The sequence below is a fragment of the Yoonia sp. 67-2 genome (genome assembly GCF_035117555.1).
Lineage (GTDB): Bacteria > Pseudomonadota > Alphaproteobacteria > Rhodobacterales > Rhodobacteraceae > Yoonia.
Genome location: NZ_JAYKPK010000003.1, coordinates 21,988 through 41,176 on the forward strand (window position 1 = coordinate 21,988; position 19,189 = coordinate 41,176).

The window sequence follows — 19,189 nt, forward strand, 5'->3', positions numbered from 1 at the left end:
CGATGTCTGACACCCCACATATCCCCGTCCTGATCCGGCCGCTGATCGCAGCGGTCGCGCCCGTTTCGGGGATCTGGCTGGATGGCACCTTCGGCAATGGCGGCTATACCCGCGCATTGCTGGCCGCTGGTGCTGATCAGGTGATCGCGGTGGACCGTGATCCTTTGGCCTTTGAACTGGCCGCTGACTGGGCCGCCGATTACGGCGACCGGATCGTGATGCGCGAAGGCGTGTTTTCTGAACTGGACAGCTATGGTCAGGACCTCGACGGCATCGTGCTGGATCTTGGCGTGTCCTCCATGCAGCTTGATCTGGCCGAACGCGGCTTTTCCTTCATGCGCGACGGGCCATTGGATATGCGGATGTCGCAATCAGGCTTGTCTGCCGCTGATCTTTGCAACGATGCGGAAGAATCCGAACTCGCTGATATCATTTACCTTTACGGCGAAGAACGCGCCTCGCGCCGGATCGCCAAGGCGATTGTTGCGGCGCGCCCGCTGACCACAACCGGGCAACTGGCGAAGATCGTGGAAAGCTGCCTGCCGCGCGCGAAACCGAACCAATCACACCCCGCCACGCGCACCTTTCAGGCTTTCCGGATCGCGGTGAACAATGAATATGGCGAGCTCGCCATGGGCCTGATGGCCGCTGAACGCGCGCTGAAACCGGGTGGGCAACTGGCCGTCGTGACCTTTCATTCGGTCGAGGACCGGATGGTCAAACGGTTCCTGCAGGCGCGGTCGGGCAATAACGCCAATGCCAACCGCTATGCCCCCGAAACGACACAGATCACGCCTGCCTTCCGGGTCGAGAAACGCAAGGCCATCGGGCCGGATGATCAGGAATTATCCGAAAATCCGCGCTCTCGCTCGGCCAAGATGCGGATCGCGATCCGCACCGATGCCCCCGCGCAGGACATTGATCCGGCGGATTTGGGCATGCCGATGATGCGCAACAAGGGGGGCCGCTGATGCGGGGTTTTTTGTTTGTCTTTGCGGCCTGTGCCGTGATCGCGCTGGCCTTTTGGGCGTATCGCGAGAATTACGCCACGCAGACCGCGATCCGCGAAGTGCGCGGGTTGTACAGCGAAATCGGTGCGGCCCATGACCGCTTGCAGATGCTGCGCGCGGAATGGGCCTATCTGAACCGGCCTGACCGGCTGGCGGATCTGGCTGATCTGAACTTTGACAGGCTGGGCCTGCTGCCCCTGCGGCCAGAGGCCTTTGGCGCGGTCGATCAAATCATCTATCCGGTCCCGCCGATCCTGCCGATCACCGACCCCATCGAATTGTCCGCCGATCTGATTGACGCAACAGGGGATCCTTTGTGATGCGCACGCCGCTGCGGCCTCTGGCCCGAATCCTCAAGGCTCGCGAAACGGGCGAAAACCCCGATGTGATCGAGGCCGAAAACCGCGCCCGTCGCCATGCCGCCGATCAGGACAAGGCGCGCAACCGCGCCGAAGGGCGGCTGCTGTTGCTGGGGCTGATGTTTTTCTGCGCCTTTGCCGTGATCGGTGGGCGGATGGGCACGCTGGCATCCTCGGTCCCCGAAGAGCCGCGCGCCGCCGCCGAAGGCAACCCGATCATCGGCCAGCGCGCTGATATCGTCGACCGCAATGGCCGCCTGCTCGCGACCAATCTGGACACCTATTCGCTTTACGCTCATCCGCATCAGATGATCGACCCGGTGCAGACTGCCGAACAGCTTGCGGCGATCTTTCCGGAAATGGATGTTGAACGGCTGAAAGCCGATTTCACCGGCAAACGCCGGTTTTTGTGGCTGCGCCGTCAGTTGAGCCCCGAACAGATGCAGGCCGTGCATGACATCGGCAGCCCCGGCCTGCTGTTTGGCCCGCGCGAAATGCGGCTTTACCCCAATGGCGCATTGGCCGCGCATATCCTTGGCGGTGCCAGCTATGGCCGCGAAGGTGTCTCCAGCGCGGAAGTGATCGGCGTGGCCGGTGTGGAACGCCAGTTCGATGCTTTCCTGCGCGATCCTGCGAACGAAGGCGCGCCGCTGCAATTATCCATCGATCTGTCGATACAGGCCGTGACCGAACAGGTGCTGGCCGGTGGCATGGCTTTGATGAATGCCAAAGGCGCCTCTGCCGTGCTGATGGATATCCATTCGGGCGAGATTATCGCCATGGCCTCCTTGCCCGATTTTGATCCCAACAGCCGCCCGCAGGTGGCCCTGACCGGCGATCAATCCGACAGCCCGCTCTTCAACCGCGCGGTGCAGGGGGTTTATGAGCTGGGGTCGGTGTTCAAGATTTTCGCCGTGGGGCAGGCGATGGAGCTAGGGCTGATCAACGCCAATACGATGATCGACACGACCAATCCGCTGACCTGGGGCCGGTTCCGGATCCGCGATTTCCGCAATTACGGCCCGCAGAACAGCACCACGGATGTGATCGTGAAATCCTCCAACGTCGGCACGGCCCGGATCGCGATGCAGATCGGTGCAGAACGCCAGCGCAGTTTCATGGGCCAGTTGGGCATGCTGGAAGCGACTCCTGTCGAAATGGTAGAGGCCCCGACCGGCGCGCCTTTGCTGCCGCCAAACTGGTCTGAGCTGTCGACGATGACGATTTCCTATGGCCATGGTCTGTCATCTTCGCCCCTGCACCTGGCCGCCGCGTATTCATCGATGGTCAATGGCGGCACCAAGGTTGAACCGACCTTGCTGCTGAACCCCGAACCCACACCCGGGCCGCGCATCATCAGCGAGGCGGTCAGCGCATCTTTGGTGGATATGCTGCGCCAGACCGTGGTGCGCGGCACCGCATCCATGGGCGATGTCGAAGGCTATGAGGTTGGCGGCAAGACTGGCAGCGCCGATAAACCGCGCGCGGGCGGCGGCGGCTATTACGATGACAAGGTGATCGCGACTTTTGCCACGGTCTTTCCGGCCTCTGATCCACAATATGTGATGATCCTGACGCTGGACGAAGGTGTCGAAACCTCGGGCACCGAACCGCGCCGGACCGCAGGCTGGACCGCCGTGCCAGTTGCTGCCGAAGTGATCCGCCGCACAGCGCCTTTGCTGGGCCTGCGACCAAACGTGGACATGGGTGATCCGGTCGGTATAACACTGACCTCGCATTAAGGGGGTCCTTGCCATGAAGACATTGACAGCGCTGGGCTTGACGGCGGCGCAGTGGCGCGATGTGATGATCACCGGCATCGTTGTCGACAGCCGCGATGTGACGCCGGGGTGCCTTTTCGCCGCTCTGCCGGGCGCGAAGCTGCATGGGGCGGAATTCATCCAATATGCCCTGCGCATGGGCGCTGCCGCCGTGCTGACCGATGCCACAGGCGCGCAGATCGCCGGTGATGTGCTTGCCGCCAGCGATGCCGCGCTGATCGTCGCACAAGACCCGCGTCAGACCTTGGCACAGACCGCCTCGCTCTGGTTCGGGGCGCATCCCGGAACGGTGGTTGCGGTGACAGGGACCAATGGTAAGACATCGGTCTCCAGCTTTTGCCGTCAGATCTGGGAGGAGCTTGGCATTGCCGGTGTCAATCTTGGTACCACAGGGGTGGAAGGGGCCTGGGCCTATCCGCTCAAACACACAACGCCCGAACCGATCACCTTGCACCGGGTGATGGCAGAAGCGGCCGCGCATGGCGTGACCCATGTAGCGATGGAGGCCTCCTCGCATGGCCTTGACCAACGTCGCTTGGACGGGGTGTTGCTGGCAGCGGCTGGTTTCACAAATTTTACGCAAGATCATCTCGATTATCATGAAACTTTTGAGGCTTATTTTGACGCCAAAATGGGGCTCTTCACCCGCGTTCTGGCCGAAGACGGCGTGGCTGTCGTCAATCTCGACGATCCCAAAGGCGCGCAGGTAGCCGCGATCTGCACCGCCCGCGGGCAAGAAGTCATCGGCGTCGGGCGCGCAGCAGAAGCGCGTCTGCGTCTGACCGGCCAACGTTTCGATGCGACGGGGCAGGATTTGTTGTTCACATGGCAGGGCCGCCCCTATCACGCGCGGCTTGCCTTGATCGGCGGGTTTCAGGCGGAAAACGTGCTGCTGGCCGCTGGCCTTGTGATTGCGGCGGGCGCTGATCCGCTGGATGTTTTCTCCGCCCTGCCGCAGCTTGGCACGGTGCGGGGCCGGATGGAACTGGCCGCGACCCGCGCCAATGGCGCCGCCGTTTTCGTCGATTACGCCCATACGCCGGATGCGGTGCAGACAGCACTGCAGGCCTTGCGCCCGCATGTCATGGGCCGGATCGTCGCGATCATCGGGGCAGGTGGCGACCGTGACCGCGCCAAACGGCCTTTGATGGGGGCGGCTGCGGCGGAATTTGCCGATAGCGTGATCGTCACTGACGATAATCCTCGCTCCGAAGACCCCGCAACGATCCGCGCCGCCGTGATGGCAGGCGCGCAAGCCTGCGACAGCCTGACCGAGGTCGCGGACAGGGCCGAGGCGATTTTGCGCGGTATCGATATGCTGCAGCCCGGTGATGCTTTGCTGATTGCGGGCAAAGGCCATGAAAGCGGCCAGATCATCGGCGATACGGTGATGCCTTTTGACGATGTAGAACAGGCCAGCGTTGCGGTTGCAGCCTTGGAGGGACGGATATGACAACACTCTGGACCGCCGCAGATGCGCTTGAGGCCACGCATGGCGTGACCAACCGCGATTGGACAGCGACCGGCGTGTCGATTGACACGCGGACCCTCCAACCGGGTGATCTGTTCGTGGCGCTGAAAGATGTTCGCGACGGACATGATTTTGTGAAACTGGCAATCGAAAAAGGCGCTGCCGCTGCTTTGGTCAGCCACCGCCCTGCCGATGTTGGCCCGGATGCGCCTTTGCTGGTCGTGCCGGATGTATTGGCCGGGTTGGAGGCTTTGGGCAAAGCCGCGCGCGCGCGCAGCAAGGCCCGCATTGCGGCGATCACCGGATCGGTCGGCAAAACCTCGACCAAGGAAATGCTGCGCACCGTGCTGTCGCGGCAAGGCAAATGCCATGCGGCAGAGGCGTCCTATAACAACCATTGGGGTGTGCCGCTGACCTTGGCGCGGATGCCCGCCGATACCGATTTCGCGGTGATCGAGATCGGGATGAGCAATCCGGGCGAGATCGCGCCACTGTCCCGCCTGACCCGCCCGCATGTGGCGATGGTGACGACAGTCGCAGCGGCGCATCTGGCGCAATTTGACAGTCTGGACGGGATTGCCGCCGAAAAGGCGACAATTGTCGATGGGCTGGAAGAGGGCGGTATCGCCGTGATCAATGGCGATATCAGCACCAGCCGGATTGTGCAGGAGCGCGCCCGCACCGCCGGTGCGCAGATCGTGCTGTTCGGTGAAACCACCGGGGAATGGCGGATCAAGGATCTGCGGATCTGTCACGATGTGACTGTGATCAGCGCCGGATCGCCCGGCCATGATTACCTGTTCAAGCTGTCCGTGCCGGGGCGGCATTTCGCGCTGAACGCTGTTGGTGTGCTGGCCATGGTCGCGGCTTTGGGGGCTGATCCGATGGCGGCGTCGCTCGATCTGGGGCTTTGGGTGCCACCCGCCGGGCGCGGCACGCGCGAGGTTGTGGCGCTTGATCCGGCGAATGAGGCCGAAACGCTTGATCTGATCGATGATGCGTTCAACGCCAATCCCACCTCGCTTGCCGCTTCGCTGGAAGTGATCGCCGCCAGTCAACCGCGTGATGGCGTGGGCCGGATCGTCAAAGGACGGCGGATCGCTATTCTGGGCGATATGCTGGAACTTGGTCCTGACGAGGTGGCGATGCATGCGGCAATGGCGGGGAACGCCCATCTGCAACAGATCGACCTGATCCATTGTGCTGGTCCGCTGACCAAACACCTGTGGAACGCGCTGCCGGAGGGTAAACGCGGTCAATGGATGCCGACCTCGGCAGAGCTTGCTGCCAAAGCGTCGCGCCTGATCGACGCAGGCGATGTTGTGCTGGTCAAGGGGTCAAAAGGGAGCAAAATCGCGCTGGTCGTTGACGCGATCCGCAAACTGGGGCATCGCCGCCAAACCGAATTATAGGACATAAAGATGTTTTACTGGCTTACGGCACTTTCAGACGGCGGCGATGTTTTCAACCTGTTCCGGTATATCACCTTTCGCGCGGGCGGGGCGTTTCTGACAGCGCTGGTGTTCGGCTTTATCTTTGGCCGCCCTTTGATCAACGTGCTGCGGCGCAAGCAAGGCAAAGGTCAGCCGATCCGCAGCGACGGGCCAGAGGGGCATTTCGCCAAGGCGGGCACGCCCACGATGGGCGGTCTGCTGATCGTCGGTGCGCTGACGTTTTCGACGCTGCTGTGGGCGCGGCTGGACAACCCGTTCGTCTGGATGGTGCTGTTTGTCACCTTGTCCTTTGCCGCCATCGGTTTTGCGGATGATTATGCGAAAGTGTCCAAACAAACCTCGTCGGGCGTGTCGGGCAAGGTGCGGATCCTGCTGGGGATCACCATCGCCGCCATCGCAGCTTATTGGGCGGCGCAATATCATCCGGAAGAATTGACCAATCAGCTGGCCGTGCCAGTGTTCAAGACAACGCTGATCAATCTGGGCCTGTTGTTCATCCCATTCTCGGTGATCGTGATTGTCGGATCGGCCAATGCGGTCAACCTGACCGACGGTCTGGACGGGCTTGCGATCATGCCGGTGATGATCGCGGCAGGCACCTTTGGTGTCATCGCCTATGCCGTGGGGCGGGTCGATTTCACGCAATATCTGGATGTGCATTATGTCCCAGATACCGGGGAATTGCTGATCTTCACCATGGGGCTGATCGGCGGGGGCTTGGGGTTCTTGTGGTATAACGCACCACCTGCCGCCGTCTTCATGGGGGATACCGGGTCACTGGCCTTGGGCGGTGCCTTGGGTGCGATTGCGGTCGCGACCAAGCATGAGATCGTTTTGTCCATCGTCGGCGGGCTGTTCGTGGTCGAGGCTTTGTCGGTGATCATCCAGGTGCTTTATTTCAAACGCACCGGCAAGCGCGTGTTCCTGATGGCGCCGATCCACCACCATTATGAAAAGCAAGGCTGGTCGGAACCCCAGATCGTGATCCGGTTCTGGATCATCGCGCTGATCCTCGCCATGATCGGGCTTGCGACGCTGAAGGTGCGCTAGGTCAACAAGTAAGCCGGGGTAAACCCCGGCCTACGCCTTGCGCCTTGCGCCAGCGGACGGCAGGGTGCAGCGCAACAAAAGGGGCGCTTCAAATGATTCCAGTGCAAGGCTTTGCAGATCAAACCGTGGCGGTGCTGGGCCTCGGCCGCTCTGGCCGTGCGACGGCGGCTGCTTTGCAGGCAGGCGGCGCCAGCGTGATCGTTTGGGATGACGGGCAGGTAGGCCGCGACGCGGCAGAGGCGGAGGGCTATGCCCTGCGCGACCTCACACAAGCCGCCGCTTTCGCGGGGGTCGCCACGCTGATTGTCAGCCCCGGCATCCCGCATCTTTACCCCATCCCGCATCCGGCGATTGCCGCCGCCTGGGCGGCTGGCGTGCCTGTCGATAATGACATCGGCCTGTTCTTCCGGTCCTTCGCCACCGATGAGTGGGACGGGTTCGAGACGACACCGCGTGTCGTCGCTGTCACCGGATCGAACGGCAAATCCACCACAGCGGCGCTGATCCATCATATTCTGGTCGAAAGCGGGCGGCCTGCGCAGATTGCGGGCAATATCGGGCGTGGCGTGCTGGATATCGACCCCGCCCATGATGGTGAGGTGGTGGTGCTTGAACTCTCCTCCTACCAGACCGATCTGGCCCGCGCGCTGACGCCTGATGTGGCGGTTTTCACCAATCTCAGCCCCGACCATCTGGACCGGCACGGCGGGCCGGGGGGCTATTTCGCCGCCAAAAGGCGGCTTTTCGCGGAAGGTGGACCAGACCGCGCGGTGATCGGGGTGGACGAGGCCGAAGGCCGTTATCTGGCCAATCAATTGTCCGAACGGCCCGGCGATGATCGCGTGCTGATGATCTCCTCTGGTCAGAAACTGACTGAGGCAGGCTGGTCCGTCTTTGCGCGCAAGGGGTTTTTATCCGAATACCGGCACGGGCGGCAGGTCGGGTCGATTGACCTGCGCGCGATACAGGGCCTGCCCGGTGCGCATAACCACCAGAATGCCTGTGCGGCCTATGCCACCTGCCGGACGCTGGGCCTTGGCCCGCGCGGGATCGAAGCGGCGATGCAATCCTATCCGGGTCTGCCGCACCGCAGCCAGCTGGTTGGTCAAAAGAACGGCGTGGTTTTCGTCAACGACAGCAAGGCCACGAATGTCGATAGCGCTGCCAAAGCGCTGCAGGCTTTTCCGCGTATCCGCTGGATCTGTGGCGGCTTGCAGAAAGAGGGTGGGTTGGACGGTGTGTTGCCCTATCTTGACCACGTGGCCAAAGCCTATGTGATCGGGCGCGAGGCGGCGGATTTCGCCCGTCAGCTGCGCGGTGCAGAAGCTGAAGTCTGCACCACGATGGCGGTGGCCGTGTCGCGCGCCGCAGCAGAGGCCGAACCGGGTGATGTTGTCCTGCTGGCGCCTGCGGCTGCCTCTTTTGATCAATATGACAATTTTGAACGGCGGGGCGATGATTTCATGGCCTGCGTCGCGGACTATGTTGCAACGCAGCCGGGGTAGTTTTGGCATTATGCGGCGCCATGCGGCATGTCAGTCTTGTCACAGGCCAACCGAAAACCTTTTGCCGCAGGTCAGAAAACTGTTTCAAATATCTGGTACGCGAGGCATGACCACGCGTGAAAGTTGTTTACGAGTGAGTCGATGAAGACAGATGTTTTTACCGTCGTTTCGACGATGAAGAATGAAGCACCCTTTATCCTTGATTGGGTCGCGCATTACAAAACGCTTGGGTTTGACAACATCCTTGTCTGCACGAATGATTGTGACGACCCTACCGTTGAGATGTTACTGCGCTTGCAGGAACTGGGGCTGGTGGTCCATCATCCGACAGAAATCTGGGAACGTGCAGGCATTCAGCGTAGCGCATTGCGACAGGCGTGGAAGCGCTATGACATTGTGAACCAAGCGGATTGGGTTTTTGTCTGCGATGCGGATGAATATCTTAACATCCATATGGGTGACGGATCTGCGCGCGCGCTTGTTGCCGGGTCCGGCCCGGACATCGATGCGATCAGCGTGCCTTGGCGGATTTTTGGCGCGCAGGGGATCGAGACTTTTGAGGACGTTCCCGTCACCGACCAATTCCACATGGCAGAGGCATCCTGGGACCCGGTTCACCACCCGGCGTCGGGCAAGTTTGGCAAGGCAATGGTGTCTAATCTGCCGCGGCTGAAACGGCTTGGCGTTCATATCCCTTATTATCAGGACGATTATGCGCCACAGGCCCGTTATGTCAGGCCCGGTGGCAGCGCCTATGTCGGACCAGAAGACTATGCAATCAGTCCACCGGTTTTCACCCATGCGCAGGTCAACCATTATATTGTCAGGTCGCTGGAGAGCTTTTTGATCAAAAAGGCGCGGGGCCGTGTGAACCATGCGAATAATGTCATGGGTATTGAATACTGGCAGCGCTGGAACAAGAATGTGGAGCCTGATACCTCGATACAGCGCTACAAAGAGGCCAGCGCCAGCTTGGCGTCGGACTTGAAGGCGGACCCGGTTTTGGGTGAATTGCATGCTAGGGCCGTGGACTGGTATCGCCAAAAAGTGGCCGAGCTGCGTAAGGACCCTGACGTACAGGCGATGATTGCCGCGATTCAAACCGGGCCGCAGCACCAAGCCGTCGGTTGATGACACGCGGCGGTTTTTGCATTGCCGTCTGTGTGGACCCGCCCGACCAGTTCTGATACGGCTCAGACCTGCTATGGATTAGAGGCGGCACGCAATGCCCGACGACAACACACAATCGAGATGGCATGAACGCTGGCTGGCGCGGGTTCCTGCGGAAAGGCTGCTGACACGGCTGTTGCTGGAAAGTTTCCACGAACACCGTTGGAAATATCTGGCCGCAGCAGCGGCCATGGTGATGGTGGCTGCGGCGACCGGCGCCTCTGCCTGGATGATGGGACAGATCGTTGATGCGCTGGCCGCGCCGGAAAACCGTGGGCAGGTCATGGCCGTTGGCGTCGGTGTTGCGCTTGTCTTCGCGTTCCGGGGGATCGCGATGTATATTCAGGCGGTCTTGATGGCACGTGCCGGCAACCGCATTGTCGCGCAAAAGCAGATGCAAATCTATCACCGGATGCTGGCGCAGGGTGTCGCGTTCTTCAACAACAACGCATCGTCGGACTTATTGTTGAAGGTCACGCAAAGCGCGCAGGCCGCCCGCGCGGTCATTGATACGATTGTTGCCGGGTTCATCCGTGATCTGTTGACGCTCGTGGCGCTGGTTGCCGTGATGTTTTACCAACAGCCGGTTTTGTCCATGATCAGCTTTATCGTGGCCCCGATCGTCATTTACGGCGTCCAGCGCATTCTGCGCCTCGTGCGCGAGGTAATGCAGCAAGAAATGATGGGGCTGGGCGAGATCATTAAAGTGGTGCAGGAAACATCGCTTGGCGCGCGTGTGGTCAAGGCCTTTGGCCTAGAACCGCATATGGCGGACCGGATGGAGGTTGCTGTTCGTCAGGTGGAAGACCGGAGCAACCGTATGGTGCAGCTTCAATCCGCGACGATGCCACTGCTGGATATCGTGGCCGGATTGGCGATTGCATCTATTGTGATCCTCAGCGCGGTGGATATTTTTGGCCAATCGCCGGGCACGCCCGGGCAATTGATGTCCTTTGTGACGGCATTTCTGATGTCCTACGAACCAGCCAACCGCCTGTCCCGGATGCGTGTCATTATTGAAAGCAACATGGTCGGCGTCAAGATGATGTATGACCTGCTGGATGCGCCACAAACCATGCTGGAAAGCGCGGATGCCGTGCCGCTGAAATCCGGGCAGGGTGCTGTTACGCTCGACAATGTCAGCTTTCAATATGGTGAAAGTGACCGGGTTCTGCGATCTGTGAATGTTGCTTTTCAGCCGGGAAAAACGACCGCTCTGGTCGGTCCATCAGGTGGCGGCAAGTCAACCTTGCTGAACCTGATCCTGCGGCTTTACGACCCGACTGAAGGCGCTGTCCTCATCGACGGGCAGGATATCCGGGGCGCGACCTTTACATCCCTGCGTGAAAAAATCGCCTTTGTGGGTCAGGATACGTTTCTGTTTGCCGGAACCGTGATGGACAATCTGTTGCTGGCCCGTCCAGACGCCACCGAAGAAGAGGCGATTGCCGCTGCCAAAGTTGCGCATGCCGATGAGTTCATTGTAAAATTGCCGGACGGCTATAACACCTCTATCGGTGAAAACGGATCTTTCCTGTCTGGTGGTCAGCGCCAGCGCCTGTCCATCGCGCGCGCGGTACTGCGCCAGGCCCCGATCCTGTTGCTGGACGAGGCGACAAGCGCATTGGACAGCCATTCAGAGGCATTGGTGCGCGACGCGCTGGAAACCATTACCCGTGGTGTGACAACGATCGTCATCGCACATCGGTTGTCGACAGTGATGAATGCCGATGAAATCTGCTATCTTGAAGCGGGCGAAATTGTCGAGCAAGGCAGTATCCGTGATCTGCTGGCAGCGGATGGCAAGTTCAAGGCGCTCTATGATATGCAGTATGGCGGTGAACGGAAGACACAGCCTCCGCTTGTGTGACAGCGCGGTTCACGCGTGACAATCGATGGCGGTCTCAACTGACGCCAGCCTGTTTGAGAGGCGCGCAGAGTAATAAAATCTCGGCGGTCACGCAGACAGCATTTGCACCTTGCGCCAATTGGCCAATATGGGCGTGCCCGTCAAATCCGACGGAAGCGACCTCAAGCCGATTGGTGTCATATGTCAATTCTCCCGCCAGGATCAGGATTTCGGTAGCATTGCTCGCGATCTGTTTGCCGTCATCAAAGCTTGTGCCGACAAGGCTACCGATCCCTTCGACCTGCGCAGTGCGGATCTGCTGCTGGCGCGTAAAGGCCATAAGGGCCGCGCCGATATCCTGATTGGGCCGCAGGGTAATCAGGAAGGCATTGCTTTGCGTAGGCGCGACCTCGGGTTCTGGGCGGAACAGCGTGAAATTCGTCTCGGGGTCGTGCCGTCCGACAAGGCCTGCGCCTGTGATCCCCCAGCCGGTGACGGTGCAATCCTGCGCGATGATGCTGTCCTCACACAGCAGATGCCCGGCGTCGGGCAGGTCATCCGTTTTGTCCCAGACGCCATGGCAATGCAGAAACGGTTTGCCATCACGCTGGCCCAGATGGACGCCGCCATGTTTCGCGCGGGATGCCTTCATCTGATAGGTCTGGCTATACCATGCCGCATGGCTGTCATCCGGCGCGGGGCCCGGCGTGACGAAGGTCAGCGGTGCGAATGCGGCACCGTCAATCCGCAGATATCCGAAGGTAAATCCTGCCTGTGCAAAGGCGGCTGGGACAGCATCGGCAAGGGTTTGTCCGGCGGGCAGGGTCAATTGCACGGGCACAGCGTTACAAGGCAGGGCGGTCAACCTGTCCGGGGCAGGCGTGCCGGGGTGGGTGATCTGGCGCAGGGTCACGCGTCCGGTTCCGGTAACTGGCCCCGCGCTTGGAGTTCTTCGCGGATCATCTTCTTGGTGATCTTGCCATAGGCGGACTTCGGCAGCGCATCCCAGAGCACCGCATGCCGTGGGCGTTTATAGCTTGCCAGTTGCGGGGCCAGCCATGCCAGCAGGCTGTCGGGCTGCACCTGCGCGTCCGCGTGCGGGACGCAGACGGCCATCCCGACCTCACCCCAAAGCGGGTCAGGCACCCCCAGCACCGCGACTTCGGACAGGTCGGGATGTTGCAGGAGCTTTTCCTCGATCTCGCGCGGATAGATGTTGGAGCCGCCGGAGATATACATATCCGACGCGCGGCCCGTCAGATAGACATAACCCTGCGCATCCATATGCCCCAGATCGCCGGTCAGGAACCAGCCGTTGCGAAAGCTTTTGGCATTCGCTTCGGGATTGTTGAAATAGCCGGCAAAAACGGCAGGGCCGATCACAGCGATCTCGCCGGTGTCGCCGATGCTGACCTCTTCGCCCTGATCGTTCTGGATCTGCACCTGCATCCCCGTGCGGGCAAAGCCGCAGGACCCGATCCGCATCTGCGCATCATCGGCGTGATGATCTGCAGGCGGCAGGACGGTGATATTGCCGGTCACTTCACCAAGGCCGAAATATTGCACCAGCACCGGCCCCAGTTTTTCCAGCGCGCGGCGCTGGTCGGCGCGATACATCGGCGCGCCTGCATAGATGACATAGCGCAGGCTGGCATGATCGTGGTGATCGACGCTGGGGTCCTCGACCAGCAGTTTCACGATTGTCGGCACGGTGAACATATTGCTGACCTGCCAACGCGCGACCAAGGCCCAGATTTCCGCTGGATCGAATTTTTCGCCTGCGGGCAGGATCGTTTTCACGCCATGGGCGACTTGCGCCAGTTGATGGATGCCCGCGCCATGTGACAAGGGGGCGACAACAAGCGAGGCATCATCCGGCCCGGTCGCAGGCATCAGATCGCAAAGGTGATTGGTCACGACAAAGGCGAGTTGTCCATGGGTTAGCACGGCGGCCTTTGGCTTGCCCGTGGTGCCGGAGGTGAAGAAAAACCACGCCGGATCGTCGCGTTGCACGGCAATGGGGGCAGGGGCAGCGCCCATGTGACGGGCGATCAGGTCTTCGTAATCTTGCCCGAGGGTGATGGTTGCATCGACATGCGGTTTGCAGGCGGCGGCATGATCGGGAAACTGCGCAGCGCAAAGCAACAGCCGCGCACCGGATGACCCCGCCAGCCATGCCAGATCACCCGGCGATAGCCGGTAATTGGCGGGCACCCAGACAGCGCCGATGCGCCAACAGGCGAACATCGCCTCGAACATCTGGCTGCTGTTGGCCGACTGCACCAAGATGCGGTCGCCTTTGGTGATGCCATGGTCCAGCAAGGCCTGCGCAAAGGCCGCGGCGCGGGCTTCCATCTCGGCCCAGCTCCATGACTGCTCGCCCCAAACGAAACCTGTGGCATCCCCCAAGCGCCGCGCGCTTTCGGTCAGCAGATGTGACAGGTTCATCACGCGGGTGGAAAATGGGGGCATCCCCTGCGACAGGTCCTGCCTCATTTCACCCGTTCCATGATCGAGACGTAATTGGCCACCGCCGCACCGCCCATGTTGAACACACCGGCCAGTTTCGCATCCGCGATCTGCATCTCGCCCGCATCCCCCATTAATTGCATCGCGGCCATGATATGCATCGACACGCCGGTCGCCCCAATCGGGTGACCCTTGGATTTCAACCCGCCCGAGGCATTGACCGGCAGCCGCCCGGTTTTCTGCGTGATCCCGTCGCGGATGACGCGGTGGCCCTGGCCGGGTTCTGCCAGCCCCATCGCCTCATATTCCAGCAATTCGGCGATGGTGAAACAATCATGGGTCTCGACGAGGCTCAGATCATCGAGCGTCAGGCCCGAGGTTGTCAGCGCCCCTGCCCATGCCCTTCGCGCGCCGCTGAATTCCAGCACGTCGCGGCGGGATAAGGCGATGATGTCATTGGCATGGATATGTGCCCGGAAGCCAATCGCGCGCTGCATTGTGGCGGCAGTTTCGGCATCTGCCAACACCAGCACCGCAGCGCCGTCCGATACCAACGAACAATCAGTCCGCCGCAGCGGCCCGGCGACGCGGGGGTTTTTATCGGAGATCGTGTTGCAGAAATCCACACCGAAATCCTTACGCATATGGGCATAAGGATTGGCTATGCCATTGGCATGGTTTTTGGCGGCGATCATCGCGAGTTCTTCGGACCTGTCGCCGTAGCGCTGGAAATAGCTTTGCGCGATCTGGCCGAAAAGACCGGCAAAGCCGCCCTCAACCTCCGCCTCTTCCGCGCGGTAGCTGGCACCGAGCAGGATATCACCGACCTCTGCATTGGGTGTCGCGGTCATCTTTTCCGCACCGACGACAAGCGCGATCCGCCCGCGTCCTGCGGCGATATAATCCATCGCGCCGAACAAGGCGGCGGACCCTGTGGCGCAGGCATTTTCAAACCGCGTGGCGGGGGTATGGGCGAAGGCTTCGTCGCCCATGGCGACCAGCGCGCCTTGGAAATCCTGCTTGGAAAAACCGTTATTGAAGACGCCGACGAAAATGCCATCGACATCCTCTGCGCCGATCTGCGCATGGGTCAGCGCTTGTGCCACGGCTTCGGCCATCAGGCTTTCGGTATCGGGGTGGTCGGATTTGCCAAAGGCCGTGTGACCCCAGCCGATAATTTGTGCGTGCGTCATTCTGCGGTTCCTTCTGTTGGTTTGCCACTGGTCGCGAGGCGGGCCTCGATCAGCCGCGCCTCGGTCTGCAACTTCTGGGCCAATTCGCTGCGGCGCGGTTCTTTCATGCGGCTTTCGACGGCGGCCAGTGATACTGCGCCGACCAATTGGCCCTGCTGGCCGCGTAAGGCGATGCCAAGGCCCCATGAATCCTCAAAGATCAGGCCGGGGTTGAGTGCTATGCCGCTCTTGCGGGTCAGAAGCATCTGCGCGTGCAAAGTGTCGGGGGTCAGCCGAGGGTAATTGCTGATCAATTCGTCATGGTGCGAGGCGATCACCTCTTCCGCTTCAGCTTCGGGCAAAGCCGCCAGCATCGCCAGTGACCCAGCCCCCACGCCCAAAGGATGATGCGCGCCGGGCATCAACGCATAGGTGCGGATCGGATGGGTGCCTTCTTCGCGGTGCAGGCAGACTGAATAACGCCCGCGCCGCACGGACAGGAACGCGGCATCGCCGGTGGCACGGGCAAGGCGCTGCAGACTGTCGATGGTCTGGGCAAGTAATCCGTGTCGGTCCTGCGCCAGCATGCCCAGCAGATAAGCCTCTTCCCCCAGATGATAGACGCGGGTAGCCTGCGATTGTTCGACAAGCCGGGCGCGGATCAGCGCAAGGATCAAACGCCGCACGGTCGCTTTGTTCAGCCCGGTTTCTGCCACCAATGTCGAAAGTGCGATGCCACGCGCCGAATGCTGCCCGATCAGCGACAGCAGGCCCAAGGCGCGATCCACGCTTTGCGCGCCGCCAAACATGGAATCTTCGCCATCGTGTTTCATAATATGAACCGAATATCCTGACGGGTTTGTTAAGATTTTCTTTGATCCTGATTTTATTTGAGCATGTTTGCAAGTTTTTCTTGCAATTGGCGAAAATCAAGGTCCACTATTTGAAAAGGGAGTGCGGCAGGGGGATGGCTGCCGCAAATCGTCATCATTCTAAGGGAGGAACGTATGAAATTTTCACGCATCACAGGAACGGCCCTGGCGGCAAGCCTTGTCGCCGCGATGGGCATCAGCACGGCCAGCGCGCAGGAATTGCGGCTGTCGCATAATACTGGCGATACGACGACCTGGCATCTGGGGGCCGAACGCTTTGCCGAATTGCTGGCAGAGCGCAGTGACGGGGAACTGACTGTCCGTGTCTTCCCCAATGCGCAACTCTCTGGCGGCGACCAGATGCGGCAGGCTGAAATGGTGGGTCGCGGCGCGCTGGATCTTGTCGTGACATCGGCGATCAACGTGACACCTCTGGTGCCTGAAATGGCGGTGTTTTCGCTGCCCTATCTCTATTCCAACTATGATCAGGTCGATGCGACGACCCAAGGTGAACCCGGTCAGATGATGGCCGATATCCTTGAGGAACGCGGGATCGTCGTGCTGGCATGGGGCGAAAATGGCTTTCGCGAAGTCACCAATAATTCCCGCCCGATCCGCACCCCCGAAGACATGCGCGGCCTGAACATGCGTGTGGCCGGGCCGATGTATATCGATGTGATGAACGCGCTGGGTGCCAACCCCCAGCAGATGCAATGGGGCGAGACGATGTCAGCCCTGCAGCAGGGTGTTGTCGACGGGCAGGAAAACCCGATTGGCGCGGTCATCATTCCGCAGCAGGTCTATGAGGTGCAGAAATATCTGACCGCATGGCATTATTCCTACGACCCGATCTTCCTTGGCATCGCCCAGTCTGTCTGGGACGGGTATGATGAAGATACGCAGACCATGGTCCGCGACGCCGCACAGGAGGCGATGGCCTATCAGCGCGAGATTACTCGCGAAGGTACGGCAGAAGGCATCGCCTTCCTGCGCGAACAGGGCATGGAGGTTTACGAGCCGAGTGAGGAAGAACTTGCCGCCTTCCGCGAAGCCACGCAGCCTGCCTTTGATCAATGGGCAGAACGCGTCGGTCCAGAGATCGTGGGTATCTTTCAGGATGCCATTGCGGCCACCAACTAAAGCCAAGATCAATTGCCCATGGCTGTGTCTGATAGCCATGGGTTTTTGCTGGCGGGACATATTTGCATGATACGCTTCGTCTTGCGCGATTTCGAAAAGATCATCTGCGCCATTCTGTTTCTGGCAATGACGGCGCTGGGCTTCGTTAATGTTGTGGTCCGCTATGGCACCAATTATTCCTTTGCCGCGACCGAGGAATTGCTGGTGAACGGCTTTCTTTTGCTGACGGTCTTTGGGGCTGCCATCGCCGCAAGACGGGGCGAGCATCTGGCGGTGACTGTCGTGCATGACCTGCTGCCGCGTGTCTTTTGGTTGCCGATCCTGGGCCTGTCGGTGCTGCTGTCAGTGGCGCTGTTGTCCATGTCGGCCTGGTTTTCATGGGAAGCGATGATGAATATCAAGCGGGTGGGAATGCAATCCTACGGTCTGGGTCTGCCAGCTTGGTATTATCAGGCGGCTTTGCCTTTTGGCTTTGCCCTGATCGCATTGCGCTATCTGCAACATGCGTTCGAGGTCATGCGCGCCGGACCTGACGCCAAGGCCGATCATGTTTGAGGCGATGGGCATCACCGGCGCAGGCACACAGATGATCGTGGTGTTCTTCCTGCTGATGGCCGTGCGGGTGCCGGTGGCTTTTGCACTAGGGCTTTCAGCACTCTACGCGATGTGGAAGATAGGGTTCGGACTTGATCTGGCGGGTGATCTGATCGCGACAGGGATCACCAAATTCTCGCTTCTGGCGATCCCGTTTTTCATTCTGGCAGGCACCTTGATGGGCAGCCTTGGCATTGCCGAACGAATGATCCGTTTTTTCCGCGTTGCGGTGGGTGGCTTGCCGGGCGGCATGGGTATGGTCGGCACGGTCGTCTGCCTGTTCTGGGGTGCGGTCAGCGGGTCTGGCCCCGCGTCAGTCGCCGCCATCGGGCCGATGATCATCAAAGGGATGGAGGAAGACGGGTATGACCGCGCCTTTGCCGCCGGGCTGGTGGTCACGGGGGCGGCGTTTTCCATCGTGATTCCGCCGTCCATTGGGTTGGTGATCTATGGTGTGATTGCGGAAACCTCGATCTCGCGGTTGTTTATTGCGGCGATCATTCCCGGTATTTTCATGGCGCTAACCATGTTGGCCGTCCTGCCTTTTGCGCGGCGGCGGAACACCGCATCTAGCCTGCACGCGCTCAGCCCCGCCCCCTACGCGGATACGACACGGCGCGATGCGCTTTGGCAATCGTTCCGGGACAGTTTTTGGGGGTTGATGACACCGGTCGTTATTCTGGGCGGCATATATTCCGGCATCTTCACCCCGACAGAGGCGGCCATTGTCGCCACGGTCTATGCCTTGCTGGTCGGCGCTTTCGCTTACCGGACGCTGAATATCGGGGTCCTTTATGATGCGCTTGGCACGGCGGCGGCGTCATCTGCCGTGGTGATGTTGATCGTGGCCTATGCAAGCCTGTTCGGCTGGGTTGTGACGGTGGATGATCTGGTTGGCAGTTATTCGACGGCCCTTCTTGGGCTGAGTGATAATGGCTGGGTCATCCTGCTGGTCATCATGGTGATCCTGCTGATCGCGGGCATGTTCATGGACCCGGTGACCGTGATGTTCATCGCTTTGCCGATCTTTCTGCCGGTGGCGCGCGAAATGGGCTGGGACCCGGTCTGGTTTGGTGTGCTTGTCATGGTCAATCTGGCCATCGGGTTGATCACGCCGCCGGTGGGGATCAATCTTTATGTCGCCGCCAATATCACGAAACTGAGTATCGAACGGGTTGCATGGGGCACGATGCCATTCCTGTTGGCCAGCCTGATCGGCATTATCGTCGTGGCCATGGTGCCGCAGATGTCACTGGTGCTGGTCGATTGGCTGCGCTGACGCATGGAAAGGGA

Annotated in this window: 16 protein-coding genes; 12 read left to right on the top strand and 4 right to left on the bottom strand. The window is 60.4% G+C overall.

Annotated elements, in window-relative coordinates; genetic code table 11:
- The first annotated feature begins 2 nt into the window (after positions 1-2).
- The 9 genes from rsmH (at position 3) to VOY09_RS05575 (ending at position 11,670) form a co-directional block, all read left to right on the top strand.
- Positions 3-971, top strand: a complete 969-nt coding sequence (gene rsmH / locus VOY09_RS05535; RefSeq protein ID WP_322893404.1) for a 16S rRNA (cytosine(1402)-N(4))-methyltransferase RsmH — start codon at positions 3-5, stop codon at positions 969-971.
- Positions 971-1,330, top strand: a complete 360-nt coding sequence (ftsL, locus tag VOY09_RS05540; protein ID WP_322893405.1) for a cell division protein FtsL — start codon at positions 971-973, stop codon at positions 1,328-1,330. The genes rsmH and ftsL overlap by 1 nt, the downstream gene beginning before the upstream one ends.
- On the top strand, positions 1,330-3,111 hold the full coding sequence (locus tag VOY09_RS05545) for a penicillin-binding protein 2 (RefSeq protein ID WP_322893406.1): 1,782 nt from the start codon (positions 1,330-1,332) through the stop codon (positions 3,109-3,111). Before ftsL ends, VOY09_RS05545 begins: the two co-directional genes overlap by 1 nt.
- Before the next feature lie 13 nt (positions 3,112-3,124).
- Positions 3,125-4,603 carry a UDP-N-acetylmuramoyl-L-alanyl-D-glutamate--2,6-diaminopimelate ligase gene (locus tag VOY09_RS05550; RefSeq protein ID WP_322893407.1) on the top strand — a complete coding sequence of 493 codons (1,479 nt, stop codon included), beginning with the start codon at positions 3,125-3,127 and terminating at the stop codon, positions 4,601-4,603.
- The gene (locus VOY09_RS05555) at positions 4,600-6,033 is read left to right on the top strand and encodes a UDP-N-acetylmuramoyl-tripeptide--D-alanyl-D-alanine ligase (protein WP_322893408.1); all 1,434 of its coding nucleotides are present in this window, start codon (positions 4,600-4,602) and stop codon (positions 6,031-6,033) included. Before VOY09_RS05550 ends, VOY09_RS05555 begins: the two co-directional genes overlap by 4 nt.
- Before the next feature lie 9 nt (positions 6,034-6,042).
- Positions 6,043-7,125 (top strand): phospho-N-acetylmuramoyl-pentapeptide-transferase, encoded by a 1,083-nt coding sequence (gene mraY, locus VOY09_RS05560; RefSeq protein ID WP_322893409.1) that lies wholly within the window; start codon positions 6,043-6,045, stop codon positions 7,123-7,125.
- A 92-nt stretch (positions 7,126-7,217) separates the two neighbouring features.
- Entirely contained in the window at positions 7,218-8,630 is a 1,413-nt protein-coding gene (gene murD / locus VOY09_RS05565) for a UDP-N-acetylmuramoyl-L-alanine--D-glutamate ligase (RefSeq protein ID WP_322893410.1), read from the top strand.
- Between the two features lie 141 nt (positions 8,631-8,771).
- Complete coding sequence (locus tag VOY09_RS05570) at positions 8,772-9,761, top strand: glycosyltransferase family 2 protein (protein ID WP_322893411.1); 990 nt, start codon at positions 8,772-8,774, stop codon at positions 9,759-9,761.
- Between the two features lie 94 nt (positions 9,762-9,855).
- Complete coding sequence (locus VOY09_RS05575) at positions 9,856-11,670, top strand: ABC transporter ATP-binding protein (RefSeq protein WP_322893412.1); 1,815 nt, start codon at positions 9,856-9,858, stop codon at positions 11,668-11,670.
- A 34-nt stretch (positions 11,671-11,704) separates the two neighbouring features.
- On the opposite strand, the gene VOY09_RS05580 is transcribed toward VOY09_RS05575, so the two are convergent.
- The 4 genes from VOY09_RS05580 to VOY09_RS05595 are packed head-to-tail and all read right to left on the bottom strand — an operon-like array spanning position 11,705 to position 16,123.
- Positions 11,705-12,562 (bottom strand): PCC domain-containing protein, encoded by an 858-nt coding sequence (locus tag VOY09_RS05580; protein ID WP_322893413.1) that lies wholly within the window; start codon positions 12,560-12,562, stop codon positions 11,705-11,707.
- Positions 12,559-14,145, bottom strand: coding sequence for an acyl-CoA synthetase (locus tag VOY09_RS05585; protein ID WP_322893414.1), 1,587 nt, complete (start codon positions 14,143-14,145; stop codon positions 12,559-12,561). Before VOY09_RS05585 ends, VOY09_RS05580 begins: the two co-directional genes overlap by 4 nt.
- The gene (locus VOY09_RS05590) at positions 14,142-15,311 is read right to left on the bottom strand and encodes an acetyl-CoA acetyltransferase (RefSeq protein WP_322893415.1); all 1,170 of its coding nucleotides are present in this window, start codon (positions 15,309-15,311) and stop codon (positions 14,142-14,144) included. Before VOY09_RS05590 ends, VOY09_RS05585 begins: the two co-directional genes overlap by 4 nt.
- The gene (locus tag VOY09_RS05595) at positions 15,308-16,123 is read right to left on the bottom strand and encodes an IclR family transcriptional regulator (RefSeq protein ID WP_322893416.1); all 816 of its coding nucleotides are present in this window, start codon (positions 16,121-16,123) and stop codon (positions 15,308-15,310) included. The genes VOY09_RS05590 and VOY09_RS05595 overlap by 4 nt, the downstream gene beginning before the upstream one ends.
- 174 nt (positions 16,124-16,297) lie before the next feature.
- On the opposite strand from VOY09_RS05595, the gene VOY09_RS05600 reads away from it, so the two are divergent.
- From VOY09_RS05600 to VOY09_RS05610, 3 genes are all read left to right on the top strand, one after another.
- Positions 16,298-17,302: a DctP family TRAP transporter solute-binding subunit gene (locus VOY09_RS05600; protein WP_322893417.1), complete on the top strand. Its 1,005-nt coding sequence runs from the start codon at positions 16,298-16,300 to the stop codon at positions 17,300-17,302.
- A gap of 66 nt (positions 17,303-17,368) precedes the next feature.
- A complete protein-coding gene (locus VOY09_RS05605) occupies positions 17,369-17,857 on the top strand; it encodes a TRAP transporter small permease (RefSeq protein ID WP_322893418.1) in 489 nt (162 codons plus the stop codon).
- Entirely contained in the window at positions 17,850-19,175 is a 1,326-nt protein-coding gene (locus VOY09_RS05610; RefSeq protein ID WP_322893419.1) for a TRAP transporter large permease, read from the top strand. The genes VOY09_RS05605 and VOY09_RS05610 overlap by 8 nt, the downstream gene beginning before the upstream one ends.
- Positions 19,176-19,189 lie beyond the last annotated feature (14 nt).